This window comes from Pseudidiomarina taiwanensis (assembly GCF_003987435.1).
Classification (GTDB): domain Bacteria; phylum Pseudomonadota; class Gammaproteobacteria; order Enterobacterales; family Alteromonadaceae; genus Pseudidiomarina; species Pseudidiomarina taiwanensis.
The window spans coordinates 237929-259747 of record NZ_PIQG01000002.1 but is presented as its reverse complement, the minus strand read 5'-3'; the positions used below and the strand labels follow the sequence as shown (position 1 = coordinate 259747).

The window sequence follows — 21819 nt, the reverse complement described above, 5'->3', positions numbered from 1 at the left end:
TAAAACAATGGGAATGATAAGAAGCCATATTAAGAAGGTAATGCCGAAAGTGCATGAGGGATTATATTTTCCTTTCATGTTATTCACTTCTATAATATTTAGCTTACGGAGATTTTTTTTCGGAACAGAAAATGCCCTCAACTATTTAAAAACGATAGACTCCCGTAGTATAAGGCTAATATTAATACTACATGGGGCTAGCATTGGAAAACGAACTGAAATAAAGGCGGGAGTTGTATTTCATAACTGTAAAAACTTTAAAAACCTCACTATTGGTGATGATTGCCATATAGGGAGAGAATGCTTTTTTGATTTAAGAGATAGAGTAATCATCGGAAACAAAGTCGTAATTTCTATGTATACTAGGTTTGTGACTCATATAGACATGAGTCAGTCCAGCTTGAGTATTCTTTATCCAGCTGATCAGGAGTCAATCTTGATTGAAGATAATGTCTACATTGGTATAGGCAGTACGGTTTTGAAAGGTGTTAGAGTTGGGCACAGTTCGTTAATCGCTGCTGATAGCTTGTTGAATAGATCTATCCCCCCAAGAGTAATGGCTGCTGGCAACCCAGCATTGATAATAAAAGAAATTCGATAAGTGAAGAGTATACTACATAATTCGTAGTGCTTTAAATACCAAGTAATACAGATTTCAAAAGCTGTAAAAAGTGAGCCGAGAATACGGTCATCCTCTCAGTTGCAAGATTTGTGGAAGGTTTTGTCGGCCTATTTAAGTGTAAGGTTGCAGCTTTTGTATTGGTCATTGTTCTTCCCACTCGGGACAGCTAACTTGAATTAACATGACGCAAATATTTGGAGCTAAAATGAAAGGAATAGTATTAGCAGGTGGTTCAGGCACGCGTCTTTACCCTATTACTCGTGGAGTTTCTAAACAATTACTACCTGTTTATGATAAACCGATGATTTATTATCCATTATCGGTGCTGATGTTGGCTGGTATACAAGAGATTTTAATCATCACTTCCCCCGAAGACCAAGAGGGTTTTGTGCGCTTGTTAGGGGATGGCTCCCAATGGGGACTAAGTCTTAACTATGCGACTCAGCAGAGTCCAGATGGTTTGGCTCAAGCTTTTATAATTGGCGAGAGGTTCATTGGAAATGATTCCGTTTGCCTAGTTTTAGGTGACAATATTTACTACGGACAAGGTTTAAGCAAGATGTTACAGACAGCAGTTCAGAGAAGTTCTGGTGCTACTGTCTTCGGTTATCAGGTAAACGATCCCGAGCGCTTTGGGGTTGTGGAATTTGATGACAAGCGTAAAGTTATTTCAATCGAAGAGAAGCCAAAGCAGCCAAAATCAAACTATGCCGTAACAGGGCTTTATTTTTACGACAACGATGTGATAGAAATTGCAAAAAGTGTAAAACCCTCAGCGCGAGGAGAATTAGAAATCACTTCAGTAAACCAAGCCTATTTAGAGCGTGGAGACCTTAATGTTGAATTGCTCGGGAGAGGTTTTGCGTGGTTGGATACTGGGACGTTTGATTCTTTACACGAGGCAGCAAGCTTCATTGAAACGCTAGAAAAAAGGCAAGGATTGAAAATTGCTTGTTTGGAGGAAATATCTTTTCGTATGGGTTTTATCGACGTTGAAAAGTTAGCGCACTTAGCTGAAAGTCTGAAAAAAAATAGTTATGGGGTGTATCTTCAAAAACTTGTACATTCGGTCAAATAAATATCGATATGAAAATTATAGAAACAAGAATTGAAGACGTGAAAATCATCGAGCCAAAGATATTTTGTGATGAACGCGGATTTTTCATGGAGACATGGAACGAGAGAGTTTTTCGTGAGGCGGGCATTAGTAGTGTTTTCGTGCAGGATAACCATAGCCGTTCTGTAAGAAATACATTGCGAGGTCTACATTATCAAATAAAACAACCGCAAGGGAAATTGGTACGCGTCTCAAAGGGGGAAGTTTTTGATGTAGCTGTGGACCTTCGTGAATACTCACCAACTTTTGGCCAATGGGTCGGGGAATATCTCTCAAGTGAAAACCATCGAATGTTATGGGTGCCACCAGGGTTCGCTCATGGTTTCTTGGTCGTAAGTGATACCGCTGACTTTCAGTATAAATGTACCAATATTTATGCGCCTGAATATGAGCGTTCGATTAACTGGAATGACCAAGAACTCGCTATCGAATGGCCGCTGGGTGATGCAACGAAACCTTTAGTGTCTCTAAAAGACCAACAGGCAGATTCTTTTAGTAATGCTGATAAATATACCAAGGGAGATATCTCTTTATGAGCTTGGTGCAGTGGGTTGATTTCCAGACTCTTGGAGATGAGCGAGGAGGCTTGGTTGCAGTTGAAATAGGTCTAGATAAAGCTGTTCCTTTCGATATAAAACGCGTTTATTACATCTACCGTACGGAATCAGGTGTCAGTAGAGGTTATCATGCACACAAAAAATTAAAGCAGATAGCTATCTGTTTAGCGGGAAAATGTCGCATGGTTTTGGATAACGGTAAACATCGAGAAGAAGTATGGTTAGATTCACCTACAAAAGGTCTCATGATCCAGGACATGGTTTGGCGGGAAATGCATGATTTCAGTGAAAATTGCGTTTTGCTTGTTCTAGCCAGCGAACATTATGACGAATTGGACTACGTCCGCAACTATGATGAATTCATGAGTCTGGTGAGCCAATGATTTACATACATCCTCTAGCAGACGTAGCCGAATGTTCTATTGGTGATTGTACCAATGTTTGGCAGTTTGTCGTAATTTTAAAGGGCGCTGTTATAGGTAGAAATTGTAATATTTGCGCTCAGACGTTGATCGAGGGCGATGTACAAATTGGTGATCGAGTTACTGTGAAGTCTGGTGTTCAATTGTGGGATGGGACCCTGATTGAAGATGATGTTTTTATAGGGCCTAATGTATCATTTACCAATGATAGATATCCTCGATCAAAACAATATCCCGAAATGTTTTCGGGTGTAAGAGTCTGCAAGAAAGCAAGTATCGGTGCAAATGCGACTATTCTTCCCGGTATAACGATTGGAAGTGAAGCAATGGTAGGAGCCGGAGCAGTGGTTACACGGGACGTTCCGCCTAAAGCAGTGGTTATTGGCAACCCAGCCCGCATTGTAAGGTATATATAAGCATGATTCCATTTTTAGATCTGAAGAAAGTTAATGCTCAATATCGCGACGAACTAGTTTCCGCTGCAACACGAGTCATCGACTCAGGCTGGTACATACAAGGTAATGAAGTTAAGGCTTTCGAGAAAGAATTCGCTGCGTACTGTGGTACTAAGCATTGTATTGGTGTTGCGAACGGATTAGACGCTTTAACGATTACTTTGAGAGCTTGGAAAGAGCTCGGCAAATTAAAAGACGGCGATGAGGTAATTGTTCCAGCGAATACTTATATCGCAAGTATATTGGCGATCACAGAGAATCGTTTGAAGCCAGTCCTAGTCGAGCCGGATGAAAACACGTTTAATTTGTGTCCGGGAAAAACTGCTGCCGCAATAACGCCGCATACAAAAGCGATTTTGGCAGTTCACTTATACGGTCAGATATGCCCGATGCCAGAAATTATGAATCTCGCGCAACAATATGAATTGCTCGTTTTAGAAGATGCGGCGCAAGCTCACGGAGCAAGTATCGGTGGTCGAAAAGCTGGAAGCTGGGGCCATGCCGCCGGCTTTAGTTTCTATCCTGGAAAGAATCTTGGTGCATTAGGTGATGCAGGAGTTGTAACTACTAACGATTCTGAACTGTCTGAAACGATTCGAGCACTCGGTAACTATGGCAGTCACAAGAAATATGAAAACTTATACCAAGGTGTCAATAGTCGGTTAGACGAAATTCAGGCAGCTATGCTTCGAGTTAAGCTAAAGAGATTAGATGTTGAAATTAGCCATCGGCGTAATTTGGCGAATTATTATCTGTCAAATATCCCAAGTGATTTAGTGGGTGTACCTTTTTTGATAAACCAAGAAAGTCATGTATGGCATCTTTTCACTATTCGATATGAACATCGGCCTGAGTTGCAAGAGTATTTGAGATCTAAAGGAATTGAAACAATAATTCACTATCCAAAGCCACCGCACTTGCAGCAAGCATATAATAATTTTAATAAGCTTAGTTTTCCGATTACTGAGTCGATACATAAAACAATTTTAAGTCTGCCGTTAAGTCCGGTTCTATCGGAAGAAGAATGCTCAAAAGTTATAAGGGTTTTATGCGATGGAGTAGCGCATGTGAACGATAAAAATTGACATTATGAAGAGGCATATACCCAAAAGTATAAAACGCTTACTGAAACCACTTCAGGCATATTGCTTATACAAGTTAGATAAGTACAGCCAAGATAGAAGCTTACTGCGTGTTCAGAAGGATTTAATGCTTGGAAAAAAAATTAAAGTTGTTTTCTTAGTAATTCATAGAAGCGTTTGGAAAGTTGACACTGTGTTTCGTAGAATGCAGAACGATGACTTGTTTGATCCCGAAATATTAGTATGCCCAAATATTAAAGCTAGCTCTACTGAACTAGAGGCTGAATTGGAGAGCACCTATAATTTCTTTGAATCTAAGAATTATAAGGTTTCAAAATCGAGAAAGGCAAATGGCGAGTGGCTTAGACTTGATGAGTTAGCTCCACACATAATTTTTTTTACTAATCCATATAAATTAACTTTGACAGAGTATTACGAAAGCGCTTTTAAAAACTATTTAAGTTGTTATGTCCCGTATTATTTTATGGCTACAGAGCACGCAGGGAAATTAAGCGATCTACTAAACACTCGTATGCTCAACGCTATGTGGAGAATATATTGGCCACATAAGTATGTTTATGATGAATACGCTAAGTGGTCCACTTGCAAAGGAAAGAACGGGCGTTTGTCAGGATACCCAGCTGTAGAGCGGCTCTATGACCATCCCCGAACGCACCGAGAACTAGAAAGATCAGTTTGGAGGAAAGTCGGTGATACGAAAAAACGTATTATATACGCTCCTCATCATAGCATCGAGAACTCGGCAAAGAGCCTATCTTCGTTCCTGATTTTCGGGAAATTACTTAGAGATATTTCAGCGCGATATAAGAACGAGATTCAGTGGGCATTTAAACCACACCCACTGCTAAAAGAGAAGCTTTATAACCATCCAGATTGGGGTCAAAGAAAAACAGAAGAATACTATTCGTATTGGGAAAATAATGATAACTCGCAAGTGGAACTTGGAGAGTATGAAAAACTTTTCATTGAGTCAGACGCGCTCATTCATGATTGTAGCTCTTTTATTGTAGAGTATGCCTTTCTAGAAAAGCCTGCTTTGTTTCTAAAGAAAACGGAATTATCGGAGGATAACTTCCTCAACGAGTTCGGTAAGATTGCATTTAAGAGCCACCAGATAGCTGAAAGCGAAGAAGAAGTTATTTCCTTCATTTTAGAACTATTAGAACCAACCCAAATAAGCCGAAAATTTTGTCAAAAAGATTTTGATAGTTACACATCTGAATTCTACTCCAATAACAGTCCCTCGCGAGAAATTATAAATGACATCAAGTCTGCACTAGCTAATAGGAAGGCAATAAATTATGAATGAGCTAGACCTTGGTGATCCATTTGATGTTGAAGGTTATTTAACATCAATTTCGGGAAGCTATGATGCTATGGCTAATATTGATAAAAGCATACTTGAAGCTCTATGTAAAAAAGTTGATGTAGTTAAAAAGGTGTACGCCTTTTACAGCAAAGACTTAAAGAGGAAACAATCAGACCTAGAAATTTCTTTGAAGTACTATCTAATATTGCTTAACGTTTTAAAAACTAAAGCTTGGGAAGAATCAGACTTTAAGTACTTAAACTCCTATCTAAAGTTATTAGATTTAATTAAGTTGAAAGGTGCGATTGGTGAAGAAGAACATGAGCTACTCCTAGCTCAGGCTAGAGAAGCAATCAATGACTGGATTGATTAATAGGTGAAATATAATGAATGTGCTTCCTCTAACCCTAATTTTTGTTGATACAGTACCGGCTCGAATATATTTATCATTGCTTTTAAAAAATGGCTTTAAGCCGAATAAGATTATTCGTCTTGTTCAAGCTCCTCGAGGAAGGAAAGGACAGATTCTTTCCCGTTTGTTGGGTAGGCGCTTCGCTCGATATAGCATTTCAATAATTAAAAAAACCAAAGACGTTTTGAGCAGTGAATCTGAGCTCAACGATATGAGGCGTACTCTTCTTTCTGATTTCGGGTTAACAAATGCAGATTTGAGAGATTGCTTTCGCAGTTATGAAAAAAATGAATTAGAAGATATCTATTGTAAAGATATAAATGACGGATTTTTAAAGCAAAAATTGCAGAATGAAGATAATAGAACTTTTTTGTTTTCCGGTGGTGGTATCTTATCAGCACAGATATTAGCAATTCCCGGTGCTAAATTCATCCATATTCATCCAGGGATAGTCCCAGATATTCGGGGTGCAGATTGTTTCTTTTGGTCTTACCTGGTCAGACGTCGTTTAGGTTACAGTATATTTTATATGAATGAGGGTATTGATACCGGAGATATTCTCTTTACTAAAGAGTTTAGTGTACCTTCCCTCAAACTAAAGCGTAATACCTTGAACTCAAGTCAGATAAAGAATCTTATCCTAACTTATTATGATCCCTGTTTAAGGATTATGACTCTCATTGAAATGCTTAGTACCATATCGATGCAGGGATCGATTAACAGTAATAAACTCTCGTCTTTGCCATCAATAAAGCAAGATAATAACCAAGGCCGGATGTACTTTTTTATGCATGAGCTATTGATAGATAAAGTTATTGAGAAATTAATTGGCGTTCAATCAGAGTGATTTTACGATTTTTTGGTTTTAAGATTTTCACCTTATAGCAAATGATTCAACAAATATCATACATATGTGATTATTGCGCCCGGCAGCTTTTTACGTCGTGCACTTGGAAGGATTCTAGATGAAAATTATTGCAATTGCGTTGTCAGCTGGAGCCCCCCATAAAGGAACAGAGCCATCATCATCAAAGAGAGTTGTATTTAATGATACAGTATTTAACTGGCAAAAGAGAGCTGTTAATGCAACCTCGTTAACATTAGTTAGCGGATATGGTCATAGGTCTGGGGATTTTAAAAGTATTTGTGAAAACTTGGTGGTAAACGATTTGTGGGAGACATCAGGAAGCGCTTACTCAGCGGCTCTCGGTTTATTGAGTCAAAAGGTTCAGACACCGGAAGATTGTACTGTATTTATATATTATGGCGACACTTTATTCAGAAGCTCAATAGTGGAGGCGCTAAAGGATTCACACTCGGATATTTCAATAGCTTGGGATAGTTCACAGATTAAGGCCGCAAGTTCAAAAACGACTAAAAAACCGGAGCTGGTGTTTGTTCAAGGCAATAAACTACAACGGGCTGGAGAGTTGCCTCGCTACTTAGCAAATGGAACTTTTGTAGGTCTTGTTTGCCTTAAAGGCAAAGCTTTGAATCAGCTAATCGAGTTGTTGAAAGATGGTCACCAAACCTATAAAGAAGCAACGGTTGCAGACTTAGTAGAATTTATGCGCTCTATCGGTTTTGGTGTTGATGCGATAGATATTAAAGGTGATTGGGCAGAAGTAGGAGAGGATCTCGATTTAGTCCGCTTCGTGTTAGGGACCAAAGCTGAAACATTATCTCGTTTGCGGCAGATTGTTACGAAAAGTCAAATCGAGGATCAAGTTTCTTTTGATGTGTCTCAATGGGAGTGTGAAAAGTCGTCATTAATTTCGGGTATTCGAGATAAGTTTAAAAATCATTCGTTAATTGTCCGCTCAAGTGCTCGTAGCGAGGACTCATTCACTCATTCAAATGCAGGTGCGTATACCAGTATTTTGAGTGTTGATCCTAATAATGGCCTCGAAACAGCTATAGAAGCAGTTATCGCTTCGTATCAGAATCAGCAACCAGACGACCAAGTATTGGTGCAACCGATGTTGAGTGGAGTAATTCGAAGTGGTGTTGCATTTACTCGCACGCTTGAGCAGGGTGCGCCTTACTATGTAGTAAACTATGACGAGACAGGTTCAACTGACGGTATTACCGCAGGAAACAATAACGAGCACAAGACACTTATCGTACGCCGTGGAGCCAGCCCTGCTCAAATTGCAAATCCTGAGTTATTGCCTTTGCTTGAAGCGATTAAAGAGATTGAAGACTTGCTTAGTTTTGATTCTCTAGACATTGAGTTTGCTATGACTAAAGGTAATCTTGTTCATATTTTGCAGGTACGCCCCATAACTGTCAGAAAGTCAGATATTGAAGCAAGTAGTCGTGCATGCTTAGGTGTTTTAAAACACGCTGAAGATTTATGGTATAAGTTGTCAAAACCTGCCCACCATATTGCTGGTCAAATACCTTTGTATGGTGTCATGCCGGATTGGAACCCAGCTGAGATCATCGGCACGAATCCGGGTAAGCTTGCCGAAAGCCTCTATAAATATTTGATTATGGATGAAACTTGGGCGACGCAACGTGCCGAGTACGGATACAGGGATGTCCGTCCGCAACCTCTATTGGTCTCATTTGCGGGGAAGCCTTTCGTGGACGTTAGAGCAAGCTTCAACTCATTTTTGCCCGTTAATTTAAATGACCACGAGGCAGAAACTTTAGTCTCCTTTTATCTCAATTATCTGAAACTAAATCCAAAACTCCATGACAAAGTAGAGTTTGATGTATTGCCTACATGTGTGGGCCCGAGTTTTCATCGTTGGGAGCACCGCTTAGTAAACGAAGGTGGCTTGACCGAACAATTGGTAGATAGATTAAGACATGGTTTGCTCAATGTATCGCGCCACGCGATTGAGCATACTCATGAATACTTATTAAAAGTTCAAAAATTGCAAGAGCGCATTGAAAGCCGCCGCTCTATTGAAATTCAAAGACAGCAGAAAATGCAGGTAACTATTCGCAATATACGTATACTGCTAGATGAATGTCGCCTGTTTGGTACCTTACCTTTTGCTCATCTTGCTCGCAGTGGTTTTGTTGCCGCCACTTTGTTGAAAGAAGGGGTTAAAGAGGGTTGGTTGACTCAAGCTGCCATGGATTCATTTATGGCTAGTGTCAGAACGGTATCACACGAATTAACCGATGACGCTAAGGCCACAGCAACTGGGGTTATGAGCTGGACTGACTTTGTGGCAAGATACGGGCATTTGCGTCCAGGGACATACGATATTACGTCTCCGGCGTATTTTGATGACCCCGAAAAGTTCCTTCGCCCAATTGTTAATGCAGCATTAAAAGCGGATAGTGATCACCAAACCGATGATTACGGTTGTTGGACAAAAGAGCGAACCGTATTCTTTGAAAATCTTCGCTCTCTCGGACTCGAATACTCCGACAAAAGGTTTGAACAGTTTTTCCGCGATGCTATCGAAGGGCGAGAGAAGGCCAAATTCATTTTCAGCCGAAATCTTTCTGAAGCATTAGATATGTTACGTGATATTTCCTCTGAATTTGATTTAACAGTTGAAGACTGCGCTAATCTGTCCATTCATGACCTGCTCGGGCTATCTGAGTCAACGCTAAGCAAGCGTGAACAAGTTGAGCATTTAAAGGCAGAGGCGGGAAAAAATGCTGTTCAACGTAAACTCGCGTCATTATGTGAGTTGCCCCCATTACTCACCGGTATAGATGACTTTTATTCTTTTGAGCTTAGTGCAGGAGTACCAAATTTTATTGGTTCAACACGAGTTATAGCAGAATGTATGCATTTACACGGGACAGAACAGCATGATGTGAACGTTCAAGATAAGGTCGTGCTTATTCCTCAAGCAGACCCGGGCTATGATTGGTTGTTCGGACAAGGAATTGCTGGGTTGATTACGATGTATGGAGGCGCTAATTCCCACATGGCTATTCGTTCTGCTGAATTTGGTTTACCAGCGGCTATTGGCATCGGTGAACAATTGTTCAAACAGCTCTCTCAAGCTCAAGAGATAGAACTCGATCCCGCAAACAGTGTAATGCGAGCTTTGCGTTAATGACTAAAGCTACCAAAAAGCTTATCGCAATAAGTCAACGGTACGATAAAGTCGCCGGAAGAGAAGAGTGGCGCGATGCGCTCGATACGAAGTGGACTGAGCTGCTAGAACAAATCGGTTTCTTACCAATTGTTCTACCTAGCCATTTAACTGATGTTTCAGGTTTTCTGGCTGAAATTGGTATAGACGGCTTAATTTTAAGTGGCGGTAATGATATTGGTTCGGCGCCTTTCCGCGACGCCATTGAAAAGGAGGCGCTTTTATACGCAGACCGTCATGATCTTCCTGTGTTAGGTGTTTGTCGAGGGATGCAATTCTTATTTCATGTTTCAGGTGGCCTTCTTCGAGATTGTTCGGGACATGTTGCGACAATACATATACTGAATGGGCAATGGGCGCGCGAGCACAATTTTGATGAAGTTAATTCTTATCATAATCAAGCGATATTGCGGGTTGATTGTCCAAACACTTTTGAAGTGTTGGCGACCACCGAAGATAATATCGTAGAGGCGTTTCGTCATAAGGAAAAAAGGTGGCTCGGTATTATGTGGCACCCCGAGCGTGAAAACCCTTTTAAGGCAAGCGACCTAGCACTTATTAAAGCTCACTTTCAGAATGAAAATTTTCAAGACAAGGATTTGAAATCAAATGGGTAGTAACTCAATTAGAGTCATTATACTCGCAGCTGGTCAGGGCACGCGCTTACGACCGTACACGAATGATAAGCCGAAATGTATGGTTGAGCTATGTGGTAAATCGCTAGTGGACTATCAGTTGGATGCTTTTAAAGTTGCAGGAGTTACCGATATCACTCTTGTCGCGGGCTATCAAGAAGATAAGCTTGTACGTAAAGGAGTTAAAAAAATTTTGAATCCAGATTATGCGATAACCAATATGGTAAGCACGCTGATGTGTGCTAAAAAGCTTTTTGACGGGAGTTCTGATGTGTTAATTACCTATGGTGATATCGTTTATGAACAACGGATTCTCGATGCTATCCTTGCAGCCAAAGCTGATATTTGTTTAACCATCGACAAGGAGTGGAAGCGCTTGTGGTCATTACGCATGGAGAATCCACTTGATGACGCAGAAACCCTGAAGTTAGAAGGTGATCTCATCAAAGAACTTGGTAAAAAGGCAAATTCCTATGATGAGATTCAAGGACAATATATGGGCTTAATTAAAGTTTCTGCTGATAAAGCAAGAGAGCTCGTTAAAACATGGGAAGGCATGGATCGTAACGCAGATTACGATGGTAAAGATTTCAACAATATGTACCTCACTAGCTTTTTACAACACCTTATCAATCTGGGTTGGCCGGTCAAAGCGGTTTCAGTTGAGAGTGGTTGGCTAGAGATAGACACTGTAGAGGACCTTAACTTTTTTAATGAAACGTTAAAAGAGGGTATGTTCGATTTATTCAACTGCGGTGCCTGAGCGCCAAGGTACCAATAACAATGTCTTTAAGAAAAAAAGCCGTCCATGGCATGTCTTGGACGCTGTTAGATACACTTGTCAATCAGGCAGGAATGTTTTTTGTTCTCGCTTATATGGCAAGAATATTGGGCCCTGAAAGTTTCGGCTTAGTCGGTATGCTCGCTATCTTCGTAGCAGTAGCTCAAAGTCTTATCAACAGCGGTTTTTCACAAGCTTTGATTCAGAGAAGCAAATACGCTACTAGCCAAGACTTCTCGACAGTATTCTTTATAAACCTCTCGATAAGTACCGTACTTTATGGTTCTTTATTTCTTTTTGCACCGGTAATTGCTGAGTTTTACAGCGAATCAAGACTCATTGAGATATCGAGAATCTTATTTCTCGTCCTGATTATAAATGCTTTTAGCGTTGTTGCCATTGCTAAGCTATCGATAAAAATAGACTTTAAAAGTATTACGATAGCGAATTCGATTTCGACTATTTTGGGAGCTACAATAGGAATAGCTCTTGCAATAAATGGATTTGAGCATTGGTCGTTGGTTTGGATGAACATTGTAAAGTCTTCAGTTAACGTTGCTGCCCTTTGGTGGCGGTGTAAATGGATACCTAAGTTTGAATTCTCTATCGAGTCCTCGCGTCAACTCTTTGGTTTTGGTTCTAAACTACTCGTTGCAGGGTTGGTAGCTCAAATAGTAAACAATCTATATGTGTTGTTAACTGGGCGCTACTTTAACGCAACTCAAGTAGGCTATTTAACGCAATCAACACAGCTTGCTCAGCGAGCTTCTGGGGTTATAAGTAGCGTCTTACAGCGTGTGACTTATCCGATAATGACTTCGGTAAGTGATGATAGAGAGAGAATGGTAAGAATCTACAAGCAGTTACTAGAAGTAACAATGTTGATTACACTTCCTGCAATGTTTGGTCTCGCTGCTATAGCTGAACCTTTCGTTTTGATTGTATTAGGAGAGGAATGGCGCGCGATAGTGCCAGTTGTAATGATTCTGTGTTTCGCTCGTGTGATGACGCCGATAAGTAGCATAAACTTGAATATATTAAATGCGATTGGTAGGTCGGATTTGTTCTTGAAAGTTGATCTATTTAAATTGCCGATAACTTTCGCAGCAGTTTTAATATCCGCGCCTTTCGGTATTAATGCTATAGCATGGGCCGTATTGATTACTTATGCGATTAGTTTTTTTATTAATGCTTATTACCCAGGTAAATTGTTCGGATTCGGAGCGCTATCTCAGTTGAAGGTTGCTTGGAAGATTTTTTTATCAGCATTGGTAATGTTCTTTTTCGTATGTCTTATTGATTACCAAAGTCTTATTATTGAGTTGGCTTTAAAAATAACAATCGGTATACTTATCTATATTGCTATGCTTTTAATTTTGAAAGTAGAAACGTTTATATCTTACACTAAGCGCTTAATGGCAAGATTTTGAGCCATAGGCTGATATTTTTGGACTGATGTTTCCGATAAGAGTACAGCCATTATCGAGAAAGTGATGGAAATCGAAGTCGCTAATAAGGTTGATAGTGTACAAAAAATAAAGTCTAGCTCATAAGAAGTGCATTTACACTCAGGTGTTCTGCTGCACTCAGATAATGGCGCCCCGATTAAATCACAAACCATGCGTATCAACTTGGTGTTACAATATCACACATTCGGCTGTGTGTAAGCAACGACAATCCGTTTTCAGGATCCCTGTTCAAAACGTGTAAATATCGTCCTGAATGGCCTTCTCAGGGCTTTAAAAGTCAAGAAGAGGCTCGTTTGAACGGGTACTTAAAAGTTCACGCGCTGGTGTAACTACTAGCATAAGCACAGTAAATTACGCTTCGTAATCCCACATCACCAGTCATACTGGACAAGATGAAGTCATATTAGCTAAACACAAACAGCGCTTGGAAAAAGCAAAGACAACTAACCCAAGTTGCTGGGGAAAACGAGACGTTCGCAACTGAGAACCTGTCGGCCCGACAACATTAAACCCGGAAAAACCGTCGGTTAAGCCGGACCAAAAACAGGCCGCTTGGATAATAAAATAGTTTCAACTATCTTGAAAAACAACTTAATTAAGGCTTCATTACATTTTGGACGCTTATCAGTACACTTAGTGAACTCACGGGTTGTATTTGTGAAAATTCAAAAGGAACTCCTCTGCGCTCAAGACTATAAATCAGGAAATCGATAAATTGCCGTTCTATAAATCAAAAATTAGTATACTCATTCTCACCTTCAATCAGGCTCAGTTCATCGAAAGAGCGCTGGAAAGCGTTGTCGAGCAGCAGTCAGATAATTACAACCTTGAAATTATACTAACTGACGATGGGTCGTCAGATGGTACCGTTGATGTTATTGAAAACTTTATCAAAACCTCGCCAGTTTCGATAAAGTTTTTGGCCAAGAGGCATGAGGGAGTAACAGCGATAGCAAAAAATTTTTTGATGATGCTCAATCTTGCCGATGGGGACTTTATTGCATTCCTATCCGGTGATGACTATTTCTCGCAGAACCGATTTTCTCGACAGTTGGAAAAATTTGCGACTAACCCAAAGCTCAAAATCAGTTACTCGGACGGCGTTAATTGTGTATCCGGTGATCTTGGCACGCGTTGCCATTCAGCAGAAACGATCGATCTTATGAGGTGCGGTGATGCAAAGAAAGTCCTCAGGTATTTGACATCCCCAGCCCCTGTTCTATTCATCCAGGGGGTACTAGCTAGGGCGGATTTTCTGAAGAAAATCCAACCGTTTGATGTAGATTTAATTGCTGATGACTGGGTGTTTAGTATAAAGGTTTTTAATGAGTTGGTCACGCACGGAGGTGAGTTCGACTTTGATCCAAATGTATCCTTCATTCGAAATATTCACGACGATAATACATCTAGAAATCTGATCGTCCACTATGAACGTGTTCGTCAAGTTGCGGAGCGCTACTGTTTAGCGCCAAGAAAAATAAAATCTAAGTTTATCGGTAACGCAATTATCCAAGCTTTAAAAAAAAGAAATAGCGAAACACTTTTAGTTTTTTTTAAAAAATCATTATTATATCCTGAATCTTATATATATGTTTTACTTATTTTTCTTTATTCAATAGGAACCAAGATTAGAATTCTGATATCTAATAAGTATAACATTGATAGTAATGGCCACCCATAAGGGCACAATATATTTAAAAGGGGAGCTACAGGTCTTTTCCGACAAGAGTCATTTGTCAGATAAATGAATAATTAAAGACGACTGCTATTTTGAGCAAATTGATATTATCGTTGGCGATTAAAAAATTATGCACTTTTTGATTTAAACTTAATAAAAAATAAAATATATTTGGCTACTCTGACCTAACCTTCATATTGCTTTAAAAAGACCATATCTAATTTAGTGTTTTTGAGTGAACAAGATCGAGTTTGAGCCGCTAAATAGATTGAACATATGGTTCCAAATTATAATTATAGTCTCGGCGCTTTACTCGTAACGAATAACTTGTAGTTAACTTACATACAAGTCGTTTATTCTAGACTTACCAAATTCGAGCAGTTACAGAAGATTAATTAGAGTGAGGGCACAGCAGTAGTAATGGAATGCCGTGCAGGGGTGACTATGGAACTATTGGACTTTGCTCTTGCGATATTTGAGGGCGATTGGGCTGGTAGTAATTCTAATCATAACTTTATTGTAGGTACAATAAGGGTAAGTATCAAACAAGGGGCTTTGCTATTTTATCGAAGACATAAAAGTCTCATACTATTGTGAATGATATGCCAGAAATATTATTAATTCTGAAAATCTTTGAGTCTTTTAAAAGAATCAATGAAAGAAATATTGACCGTATCTATGAAGGCGTCATATTTCAAAATAATATTTTCATAGAACATTTAACATTAACAATAGATGTAATTCGAATAAAACTCTTTGGCACAACAGTTCTAAAGCTGTAATTCATGGGTATAAAATATTATTCTCTCAGCTACACATACGTTTATTGCATTGCTTCTGTTGTATTTCTGTTTTTTGTGGGTTTTGGTATCGCGCTAGGTACGTCTCCCAAGGGTATGTGCTTTAAGCAATAAGAGATTTGTTAGTCTGATAATGTATGTGAGGTTTTTCAATGATTACTATTTATAGTGTGGTAGGTAGAATTCTAAATGCCTTTCACCGCCTTTGGTCTTTTTTTATCAAGCAATACAAGCTTTCAAAATTTCAAAAAGTTGGAGCAAATGTTTGGATTGGGCAAGGGTGTCACTTTACGGAAGACACCATTTTTATTGGAGATAATGTAAGCATCGGACGCAATTGCTGTTTTCAAAGTAAACATGGGCGCATTTTGATTGGTAATGATGTTATGTTCGGTCCGCGAGTTCATATTCACGGTGGAAATCATCAGTACAAGGTGATTGGAATTAAATTAAGGGACTATCGTAAAGACAAGAATCATGATGATGGTGTTGTTAATATCGATTCAGATACTTGGATAGGTGCAGGCTCAATTATTTTGGCAAATGTATCAATAGGCAAGGGGGCGATTGTTGGCGCAGGTTCAGTTGTTACCAAATCGGTACCGCCTTATGCGATAGTCGCTGGAAATCCAGCCAAAGTTATAAAATTTAGGTTTAATCAAGAAGAAATTAGAGAACATGAAAGGATAATTGGCTATACAAGGCTATAGTGTCAAACTTTTTACTATTGATTTTGAATTCAATAATCAATCGATTTGAGGATTTGTAATGTTTTCAAATAAAAGTATTTTTATTTCCGGTGGCACAGGGTCCTTTGGTAATGCCGTCCTACGAAGATTCATAGAGCTAGATTTTAGAGAGATCCGTATTTTTAGTCGTGATGAAAAAAAGCAAGATGATATGCGTAAAATGTATAATCATCGCAAGCTTAAGTTCTATATCGGTGACGTCCGCGACTATCAAAGTGTATTGAATGCAACACGCGGGGTCGATTTTATCTATCATGCCGCTGCCTTAAAACAGGTTCCCTCATGTGAATTCCATCCAATGGAAGCAGTCAAAACAAATGTTCTTGGTACCGAGAACGTATTAGAGGCAGCTATTCAGAACGGCGTTAAACGTGTTGTCTGTCTAAGTACTGATAAAGCAGTTTATCCTATCAACGCAATGGGAATATCGAAAGCCATGATGGAAAAAGTGATGGTAGCCAAGTCGCGCAATGTTGACGATACGAAGACCATTATTTGTGGCACGCGTTATGGGAATGTTATGGCTTCTCGCGGCTCGGTTATTCCTTTGTTTGTGGATCAGATTCGTGCTGGAAAGCCTTTAACGATCACCGACCCAAATATGACGCGTTTCATGATGACACTTGATGATGCTGTTGATTTGGTTCTCTACGCATTTGAGCATGGCACTAACGGCGATATTTTCGTGCAAAAAGCGCCTGCCGCGACAATCGAAACACTTGCCAAGGCTGTTTTATCGGTTGCTGGCAAAGAAGAACATCCAATTGAAGTGCTAGGTACTCGCCATGGCGAAAAATTATTTGAAGCACTGCTTTCACGTGAAGAAATGGTCTGTGCAGAAGACATGGGAAATTATTATCGAGTTCCACCTGATCTACGTGATCTAAATTATTCAAAGTACGTTGAGCAAGGCGATACGCGTATTGATCTTGTCGAAGACTACAATTCGCACAATACAGAGCGATTGGATGTTGAAGGTATGGAGAAGTTATTAATGAAGCTTGATTTTATGCGTGCATTCGCAAAAGGCGAATACATCAACCCTGAAGGCTAAACGGAGTTTTCATGAAGCTTTTAATTACAGGTGCGAATGGCTTTGTCGGCAAGAACCTAACCGTCCATTTGGATGAGATGAGTGATGTCGACTATGTAACCTTCACCCGCCAAAACACTTTGGATGATCTTCCTGCGCTTTTAGAAGGTGTTGATTGTGTTGTGCATTTGGCAGGGGTTAATCGACCCGAAACTGAAGATGAGTTTGCGAAAGGAAATGCCGATTTAACTCAGGCTTTAATTTCGAAGGTTGAATCAGTAAAGGAGAGCACAGGCCGTGCGATTCCGATTATCTATTTATCTTCTATTCAAGCAGAACGTGATAATCCATACGGTAATAGTAAGTTAAATGCAGAGAAAGCGGTGACCGAATACGGTGCTCGTAATGATGTCGTCGTGCGTGTTTATAGACTGACTAACGTGTTCGGTAAGTGGTGCAGACCCAATTATAACTCAATGGTAGCGACCTTCTGCCACAACATCTGTCGTGATCTCCCCATACAAATCAATGACGAGAGTGCGGAAGTCAAACTGGTGTATGTAGACGATGTTTGTGCCGAGTTAGTTCGCATAGCGCGCCAAATGAGCGCAAATCAGGCTTCTAAAGAAGTTAAGTATGGTGAAGTAGAGCCTCTCTATACCGCCACTGTTGGTGAAATTGCTCAAGCACTTTCCGATTTCAAGGCAAGCCGTACTAGCCTTGTGACAGAACGAGTAGGGGACGGCTTTACCCGAAAACTCTATTCAACCTACGTTAGCTATTTGCCCACTGAGAGCTTCTCGTACAAAGTGCCTCAATATGGTGACGAGCGGGGCGTATTTGTCGAAATGCTGAAAACTAAAGACTCTGGACAGTTTTCGTTTTTCACAGCACATCCTGGCATCACGCGTGGCGGTCATTATCACCATACCAAAAATGAAAAGTTCCTAGTAATAAAAGGTAAGGCACGCTTCTGTTTTCGCCACATGGCCACAGATGAGTTTTATGAATTGTTCACTGATGGTGACACACTAGAAATTGTCGAAACCGCACCAGGCTGGAGTCATGATATTACCAACGTGGGTGACGATGAAATGATCGTGATGCTCTGGGCCAATGAGATATTTGATCGCGAAAACCCTGATACTTATGCAGCGCCTGTGCAGCCTCCAGAACTTAAACAGTAAGAATCTAGTCAAGAGTAATTCGGCATGAAAAAGCTAAAGGTAATGACGATTTTAGGGACACGCCCTGAAATTATCCGTTTATCGCGCGTAATGGCCGCGTTAGACCAAGTTGTTGAGCATAAAATAGTGCATACGGGCCAAAATTATGATTATGAGTTAAACGAAGTATTTTTCGAAGAGCTTGGCGTACGTCAGCCTGACCATTTTTTGAATGTTGACACTTCAAGCTTAGGTAAAAGTCTTGGTGATATCTTAATTAAGACCGAGCAGGTGATCCTTGAAGAAAAACCAGATGCAGTATTGGTATTAGGCGATACCAATAGCGCAGTAGCCACAATGATGGCCAAGCGAATGAAGGTGCCTACCTATCATATGGAAGCCGGTAACCGTAGCTTCGACGCAAACGTACCTGAAGAGATCAACCGTAAGTTGGTTGACCACCTCGCTGACTTTAATTTGGTTTACACCGAGCACGCGCGTCGTCATTTGCTTAGCGAAGGTTTGTCACATCGCTTTATTTATTTAACTGGCTCGCCAATGCGTGAGGTCTTAGAGCATGTGCTGCCTTCGATTGAAGCCTCAAATGTGCTTGAACAGTTAAATCTAGAAGCCAAAAAGTTCTTTATTGTCAGTGTTCATCGCGAAGAGAATGTCGACAGCAAAGAGAACCTGCATAAAGTTGTGGCCGCCTTAAATGCCCTACATGATGAATATGGTTATCCAGTTGTTGTTTCGACGCATCCACGGACGCGCAACCGACTCGAGAAAATCGGACTTGCAGACTCAAGTGAAGGTATTCGCTTTTTGAAACCGTTCGGCTTCTTCGATTACAACAAGCTTCAAATGGAAGCATTTTGTGCCATTTCTGACAGTGGAACTATCAGCGAAGAATCATCAATCCTGAACTTCCCAGCAGTTACCATGCGTCGTTCAATTGAACGCCCCGAGGCTCTAGATACAGGCGCTATTGCGCTTACAGGACTTGATGTTGACACCCTTATCGAAGGGGTTCGACTTGCAGTCGCGCAACGTGACGTATTTTCTGGCACAGAACGTGAAGTTCCAGAAGAGTATAAGGTTCGGAATACATCTGAGCGAGTAGTGCGTCTGATCACTGGTACGGCTAAGTTAACGCCACATTGGAAGAATATGGATAGTTTTTCTAGGTATGATTGGTAGTAAAATGGAAAAAAGTCGATTTATCTACATTGGAGCTTTTCGGTTACCAGACCGGAATGCTGCTGCACACAGAGTATTAAACATCGGAAAAGCTATTCGAGAACTTGGTGGGGAAGTTAGCTACATACATGAGGGGCGTCTAGTTAAAATTGCTGATGTAGAGAGGGTTGAAAATAGCGAGCCAGAGGCAAAGAGTTCTTTTCAGAAGGCCTCGATATTATTCCGCGATTTTATATGCGGTTTAAAACATGTCTTACATCGAAATTGCACGCATATTATCGTTTATAATTTACCGGTAGTATTCTATGTTCCTATCTTTTTAGTAGCAAAATTTAGCAGGGTAAAAGTCATAGCAGATTGCACAGAATGGTATGACAGCTTGGGAGATAGTGTTGTTAAAAAACTGATGAAACAGATAGATGTCAGTTGTAGAATGCGGGTCTTAAATAAGTTTGCATATCGTGTGATAAGTATAAGCTCTTTACTAAATAAGTATTATCAGCGAAATTCGATATTAATTCCGCCATTAATTGATATACAAGACTCTAAGTGGCTCCTAGCCATGGAAAGTAGCCCTCCGAACGGAGTTGCTAAAAAAAAGATTAATCTTTTTTACGGTGGAGATATGGGTGAAGGAAAAGATTCGCTATTTGATATCTTGTACTTCTTGGCAAATGAACCTTCTTCTATAAAGAGTTCGGTGAATATTATTATAGCAGGAGATATAACTCCTAAAGTAAAGAGTGAAATTCAACAATATGCTTACTCTTTATCGATAGTATTTGTTGGGCGCATCCAACATACAGCGGTTTTAGAATATCTTTCTCATTGCGATTATCTAGTATTCTTCCGCAAATCTACAAGAGCAAATAATGCTGGGTTCCCAACTAAGTTTACAGAAGCTTTTACGATGGGTGTAAATATCATAACTAATTCAACTAGTGATATTGGAAACTTTGCAGGATTTGAGAACGTAACGCTTGTAGATAAACCAAGTCAAATGTCTAATCTTGATTTATCTATTAAAGACAAAAAGAATAGAATTTCCGAGCTTAATGATTACTTTGATTATAGGAATTATTTAGCCGAGATAGAGCGACTCATATAGAGTAAAAAGTTGAGAATATGACTTTAAATAATCGATGCAACTCTAAAAAAATTCTCCTTACGTTTCGTGAAGGAGCTGATGGGAGCGGCCCTTTCAATAGTCATAAGAGAATTTTGATTTCTCAATTAGCAAGTGAATTCCAATTTGAATCGCTAGTGATTCCAAAGGGGAAGCTTGGAGTTTTCAACTTCAGGTTGATAAAAACTCTATACACTAGAATAAAAGAAGAACGACCCGACCTTGTGCATTTTAGTGGTCTTCAATTAGAGGGATTCTACGTTTCATTAGCCTGTTATATATGCGGAGTTAAAAGCGTTTGCGCAGTTAGAGGAAGTAGTTTAGAAGCTAATGACATAGGGATTACAAAAAAAATTGTATTAGCTATTTATGAATTTGCATCATTATTGTTTAGCAACATGATTTATGCCAATAGCCGTTATGTATCTAATTGGGGCAGATTTAATTGGTTTAAACATAAGTTTAAAGGAGTTATCTATAATCTTCCGCCAAGCGATCGTTTGCGAGATAACTTTTTAGACAAACAGAAATTTAGATCTTTAATAAGAAAGCAACTTAAAATATCTGATGAAGCATTAGTATTTATCTACACCGGCAGGGTGACTAAAGATAAAGGTGCCGATATTCTTTTTAAACTAATAGAATCAAAAGTCTTTAGTGAAAATGTTCACCTCCTGATTTTAGGCTCGGGACCGGAGTATTCACGGATCTTGGAATTGAGTATTAAAAGTGATGTGACATGTAATGTACACATGTTCGAATATATAGAAGATGTAATACCTTACCTCTTATCTGCAGATGTCTTCATAAGCTGCAGTAAACATGAAACACTCGGTAACTCGATAATTGAGGCCGGATTTTGTGAATTACCCGTGATAGCGAAAAGAACAGGTGGTATTCCAGAAATTGTTATTGATGAAGAAAGTGGTTTACTTGTCGGTACTGATAGTTATAAAGACTATCGGGGTGCAATAACTCGGTTGGCTGAATCTAAAAATCTTCGATTAGTTTTTGGGAACAATGCTCGTAAACACGTTATGAAAGTGTTCGATCATGCTCGAATCATAGAAGAGTTAAGACAAATTTACAGTAAATGCTAGGATGTTAAATTA

At 39.7% G+C, this 21819-nt stretch carries 20 protein-coding genes; all 20 read left to right on the top strand.

The genetic code is table 11. The features are described 5' to 3' along the window. Nucleotides 1–40 precede the first annotated feature (40 nt). Nucleotides 41–601 carry an acyltransferase gene (locus CWI83_RS05110; RefSeq protein ID WP_198677247.1) on the top strand — a complete coding sequence of 187 codons (561 nt, stop codon included), beginning with the start codon at nt 41–43 and terminating at the stop codon, nt 599–601. A gap of 226 nt (nt 602–827) precedes the next feature. Further along, the gene (rfbA, locus tag CWI83_RS05105) at nt 828–1700 is read left to right on the top strand and encodes a glucose-1-phosphate thymidylyltransferase RfbA (RefSeq protein WP_126826648.1); all 873 of its coding nucleotides are present in this window, start codon (nt 828–830) and stop codon (nt 1698–1700) included. 8 nt (nt 1701–1708) lie between these two features. Beyond that, complete coding sequence (gene rfbC, locus CWI83_RS05100) at nt 1709–2275, top strand: dTDP-4-dehydrorhamnose 3,5-epimerase (RefSeq protein ID WP_126826645.1); 567 nt, start codon at nt 1709–1711, stop codon at nt 2273–2275. Then, nucleotides 2272–2679, top strand: a complete 408-nt coding sequence (locus tag CWI83_RS05095) for a sugar 3,4-ketoisomerase (protein WP_126826643.1) — start codon at nt 2272–2274, stop codon at nt 2677–2679. The genes rfbC and CWI83_RS05095 overlap by 4 nt, the downstream gene beginning before the upstream one ends. Next, entirely contained in the window at nt 2676–3134 is a 459-nt protein-coding gene (locus CWI83_RS05090) for an acyltransferase (RefSeq protein ID WP_126826640.1), read from the top strand. Before CWI83_RS05095 ends, CWI83_RS05090 begins: the two co-directional genes overlap by 4 nt. A gap of 2 nt (nt 3135–3136) precedes the next feature. Continuing rightward, nucleotides 3137–4258 carry a DegT/DnrJ/EryC1/StrS family aminotransferase gene (locus CWI83_RS05085; protein WP_126826638.1) on the top strand — a complete coding sequence of 374 codons (1122 nt, stop codon included), beginning with the start codon at nt 3137–3139 and terminating at the stop codon, nt 4256–4258. Nucleotides 4259–4382: 124 nt separating this feature from the next. Beyond that, on the top strand, nt 4383–5585 hold the full coding sequence (locus CWI83_RS05080; protein WP_157980366.1) for a CDP-glycerol glycerophosphotransferase family protein: 1203 nt from the start codon (nt 4383–4385) through the stop codon (nt 5583–5585). Then, on the top strand, nt 5578–5958 hold the full coding sequence (locus tag CWI83_RS05075; RefSeq protein WP_126826633.1) for a hypothetical protein: 381 nt from the start codon (nt 5578–5580) through the stop codon (nt 5956–5958). The genes CWI83_RS05080 and CWI83_RS05075 overlap by 8 nt, the downstream gene beginning before the upstream one ends. Nucleotides 5959–5971: 13 nt before the next feature. After that, complete coding sequence (locus CWI83_RS05070; RefSeq protein ID WP_126826630.1) at nt 5972–6844, top strand: formyltransferase family protein; 873 nt, start codon at nt 5972–5974, stop codon at nt 6842–6844. A 118-nt stretch (nt 6845–6962) separates the two neighbouring features. Then, on the top strand, nt 6963–10031 hold the full coding sequence (locus CWI83_RS05065; protein ID WP_126826627.1) for a PEP/pyruvate-binding domain-containing protein: 3069 nt from the start codon (nt 6963–6965) through the stop codon (nt 10029–10031). Continuing rightward, complete coding sequence (locus CWI83_RS05060; RefSeq protein WP_126826624.1) at nt 10031–10687, top strand: gamma-glutamyl-gamma-aminobutyrate hydrolase family protein; 657 nt, start codon at nt 10031–10033, stop codon at nt 10685–10687. The genes CWI83_RS05065 and CWI83_RS05060 overlap by 1 nt, the downstream gene beginning before the upstream one ends. Continuing rightward, on the top strand, nt 10680–11468 hold the full coding sequence (locus CWI83_RS05055; protein ID WP_241969874.1) for a phosphocholine cytidylyltransferase family protein: 789 nt from the start codon (nt 10680–10682) through the stop codon (nt 11466–11468). Before CWI83_RS05060 ends, CWI83_RS05055 begins: the two co-directional genes overlap by 8 nt. A gap of 20 nt (nt 11469–11488) precedes the next feature. Beyond that, nucleotides 11489–12916, top strand: a complete 1428-nt coding sequence (locus CWI83_RS05050; RefSeq protein ID WP_126826621.1) for a lipopolysaccharide biosynthesis protein — start codon at nt 11489–11491, stop codon at nt 12914–12916. A 754-nt stretch (nt 12917–13670) separates the two neighbouring features. Then, nucleotides 13671–14636: a glycosyltransferase gene (locus tag CWI83_RS05045; protein ID WP_157980365.1), complete on the top strand. Its 966-nt coding sequence runs from the start codon at nt 13671–13673 to the stop codon at nt 14634–14636. Nucleotides 14637–15585: 949 nt separating this feature from the next. After that, nucleotides 15586–16143 (top strand): acyltransferase, encoded by a 558-nt coding sequence (locus tag CWI83_RS10685; protein WP_126826615.1) that lies wholly within the window; start codon nt 15586–15588, stop codon nt 16141–16143. Nucleotides 16144–16201: 58 nt separating this feature from the next. Further along, nucleotides 16202–17236, top strand: a complete 1035-nt coding sequence (locus CWI83_RS05035) for a polysaccharide biosynthesis protein (RefSeq protein ID WP_126826612.1) — start codon at nt 16202–16204, stop codon at nt 17234–17236. A gap of 11 nt (nt 17237–17247) precedes the next feature. Next, on the top strand, nt 17248–18402 hold the full coding sequence (gene wbjC, locus CWI83_RS05030) for a UDP-2-acetamido-2,6-beta-L-arabino-hexul-4-ose reductase (protein ID WP_126826609.1): 1155 nt from the start codon (nt 17248–17250) through the stop codon (nt 18400–18402). Between the two features lie 24 nt (nt 18403–18426). After that, the gene (gene wecB, locus CWI83_RS05025; RefSeq protein ID WP_126826606.1) at nt 18427–19581 is read left to right on the top strand and encodes a non-hydrolyzing UDP-N-acetylglucosamine 2-epimerase; all 1155 of its coding nucleotides are present in this window, start codon (nt 18427–18429) and stop codon (nt 19579–19581) included. Further along, nucleotides 19571–20689, top strand: a complete 1119-nt coding sequence (locus tag CWI83_RS05020; RefSeq protein ID WP_126826604.1) for a glycosyltransferase — start codon at nt 19571–19573, stop codon at nt 20687–20689. The genes wecB and CWI83_RS05020 overlap by 11 nt, the downstream gene beginning before the upstream one ends. A 17-nt stretch (nt 20690–20706) precedes the next feature. After that, entirely contained in the window at nt 20707–21807 is a 1101-nt protein-coding gene (locus tag CWI83_RS05015) for a glycosyltransferase family 4 protein (RefSeq protein ID WP_126826601.1), read from the top strand. Nucleotides 21808–21819: the final 12 nt, after the last annotated feature.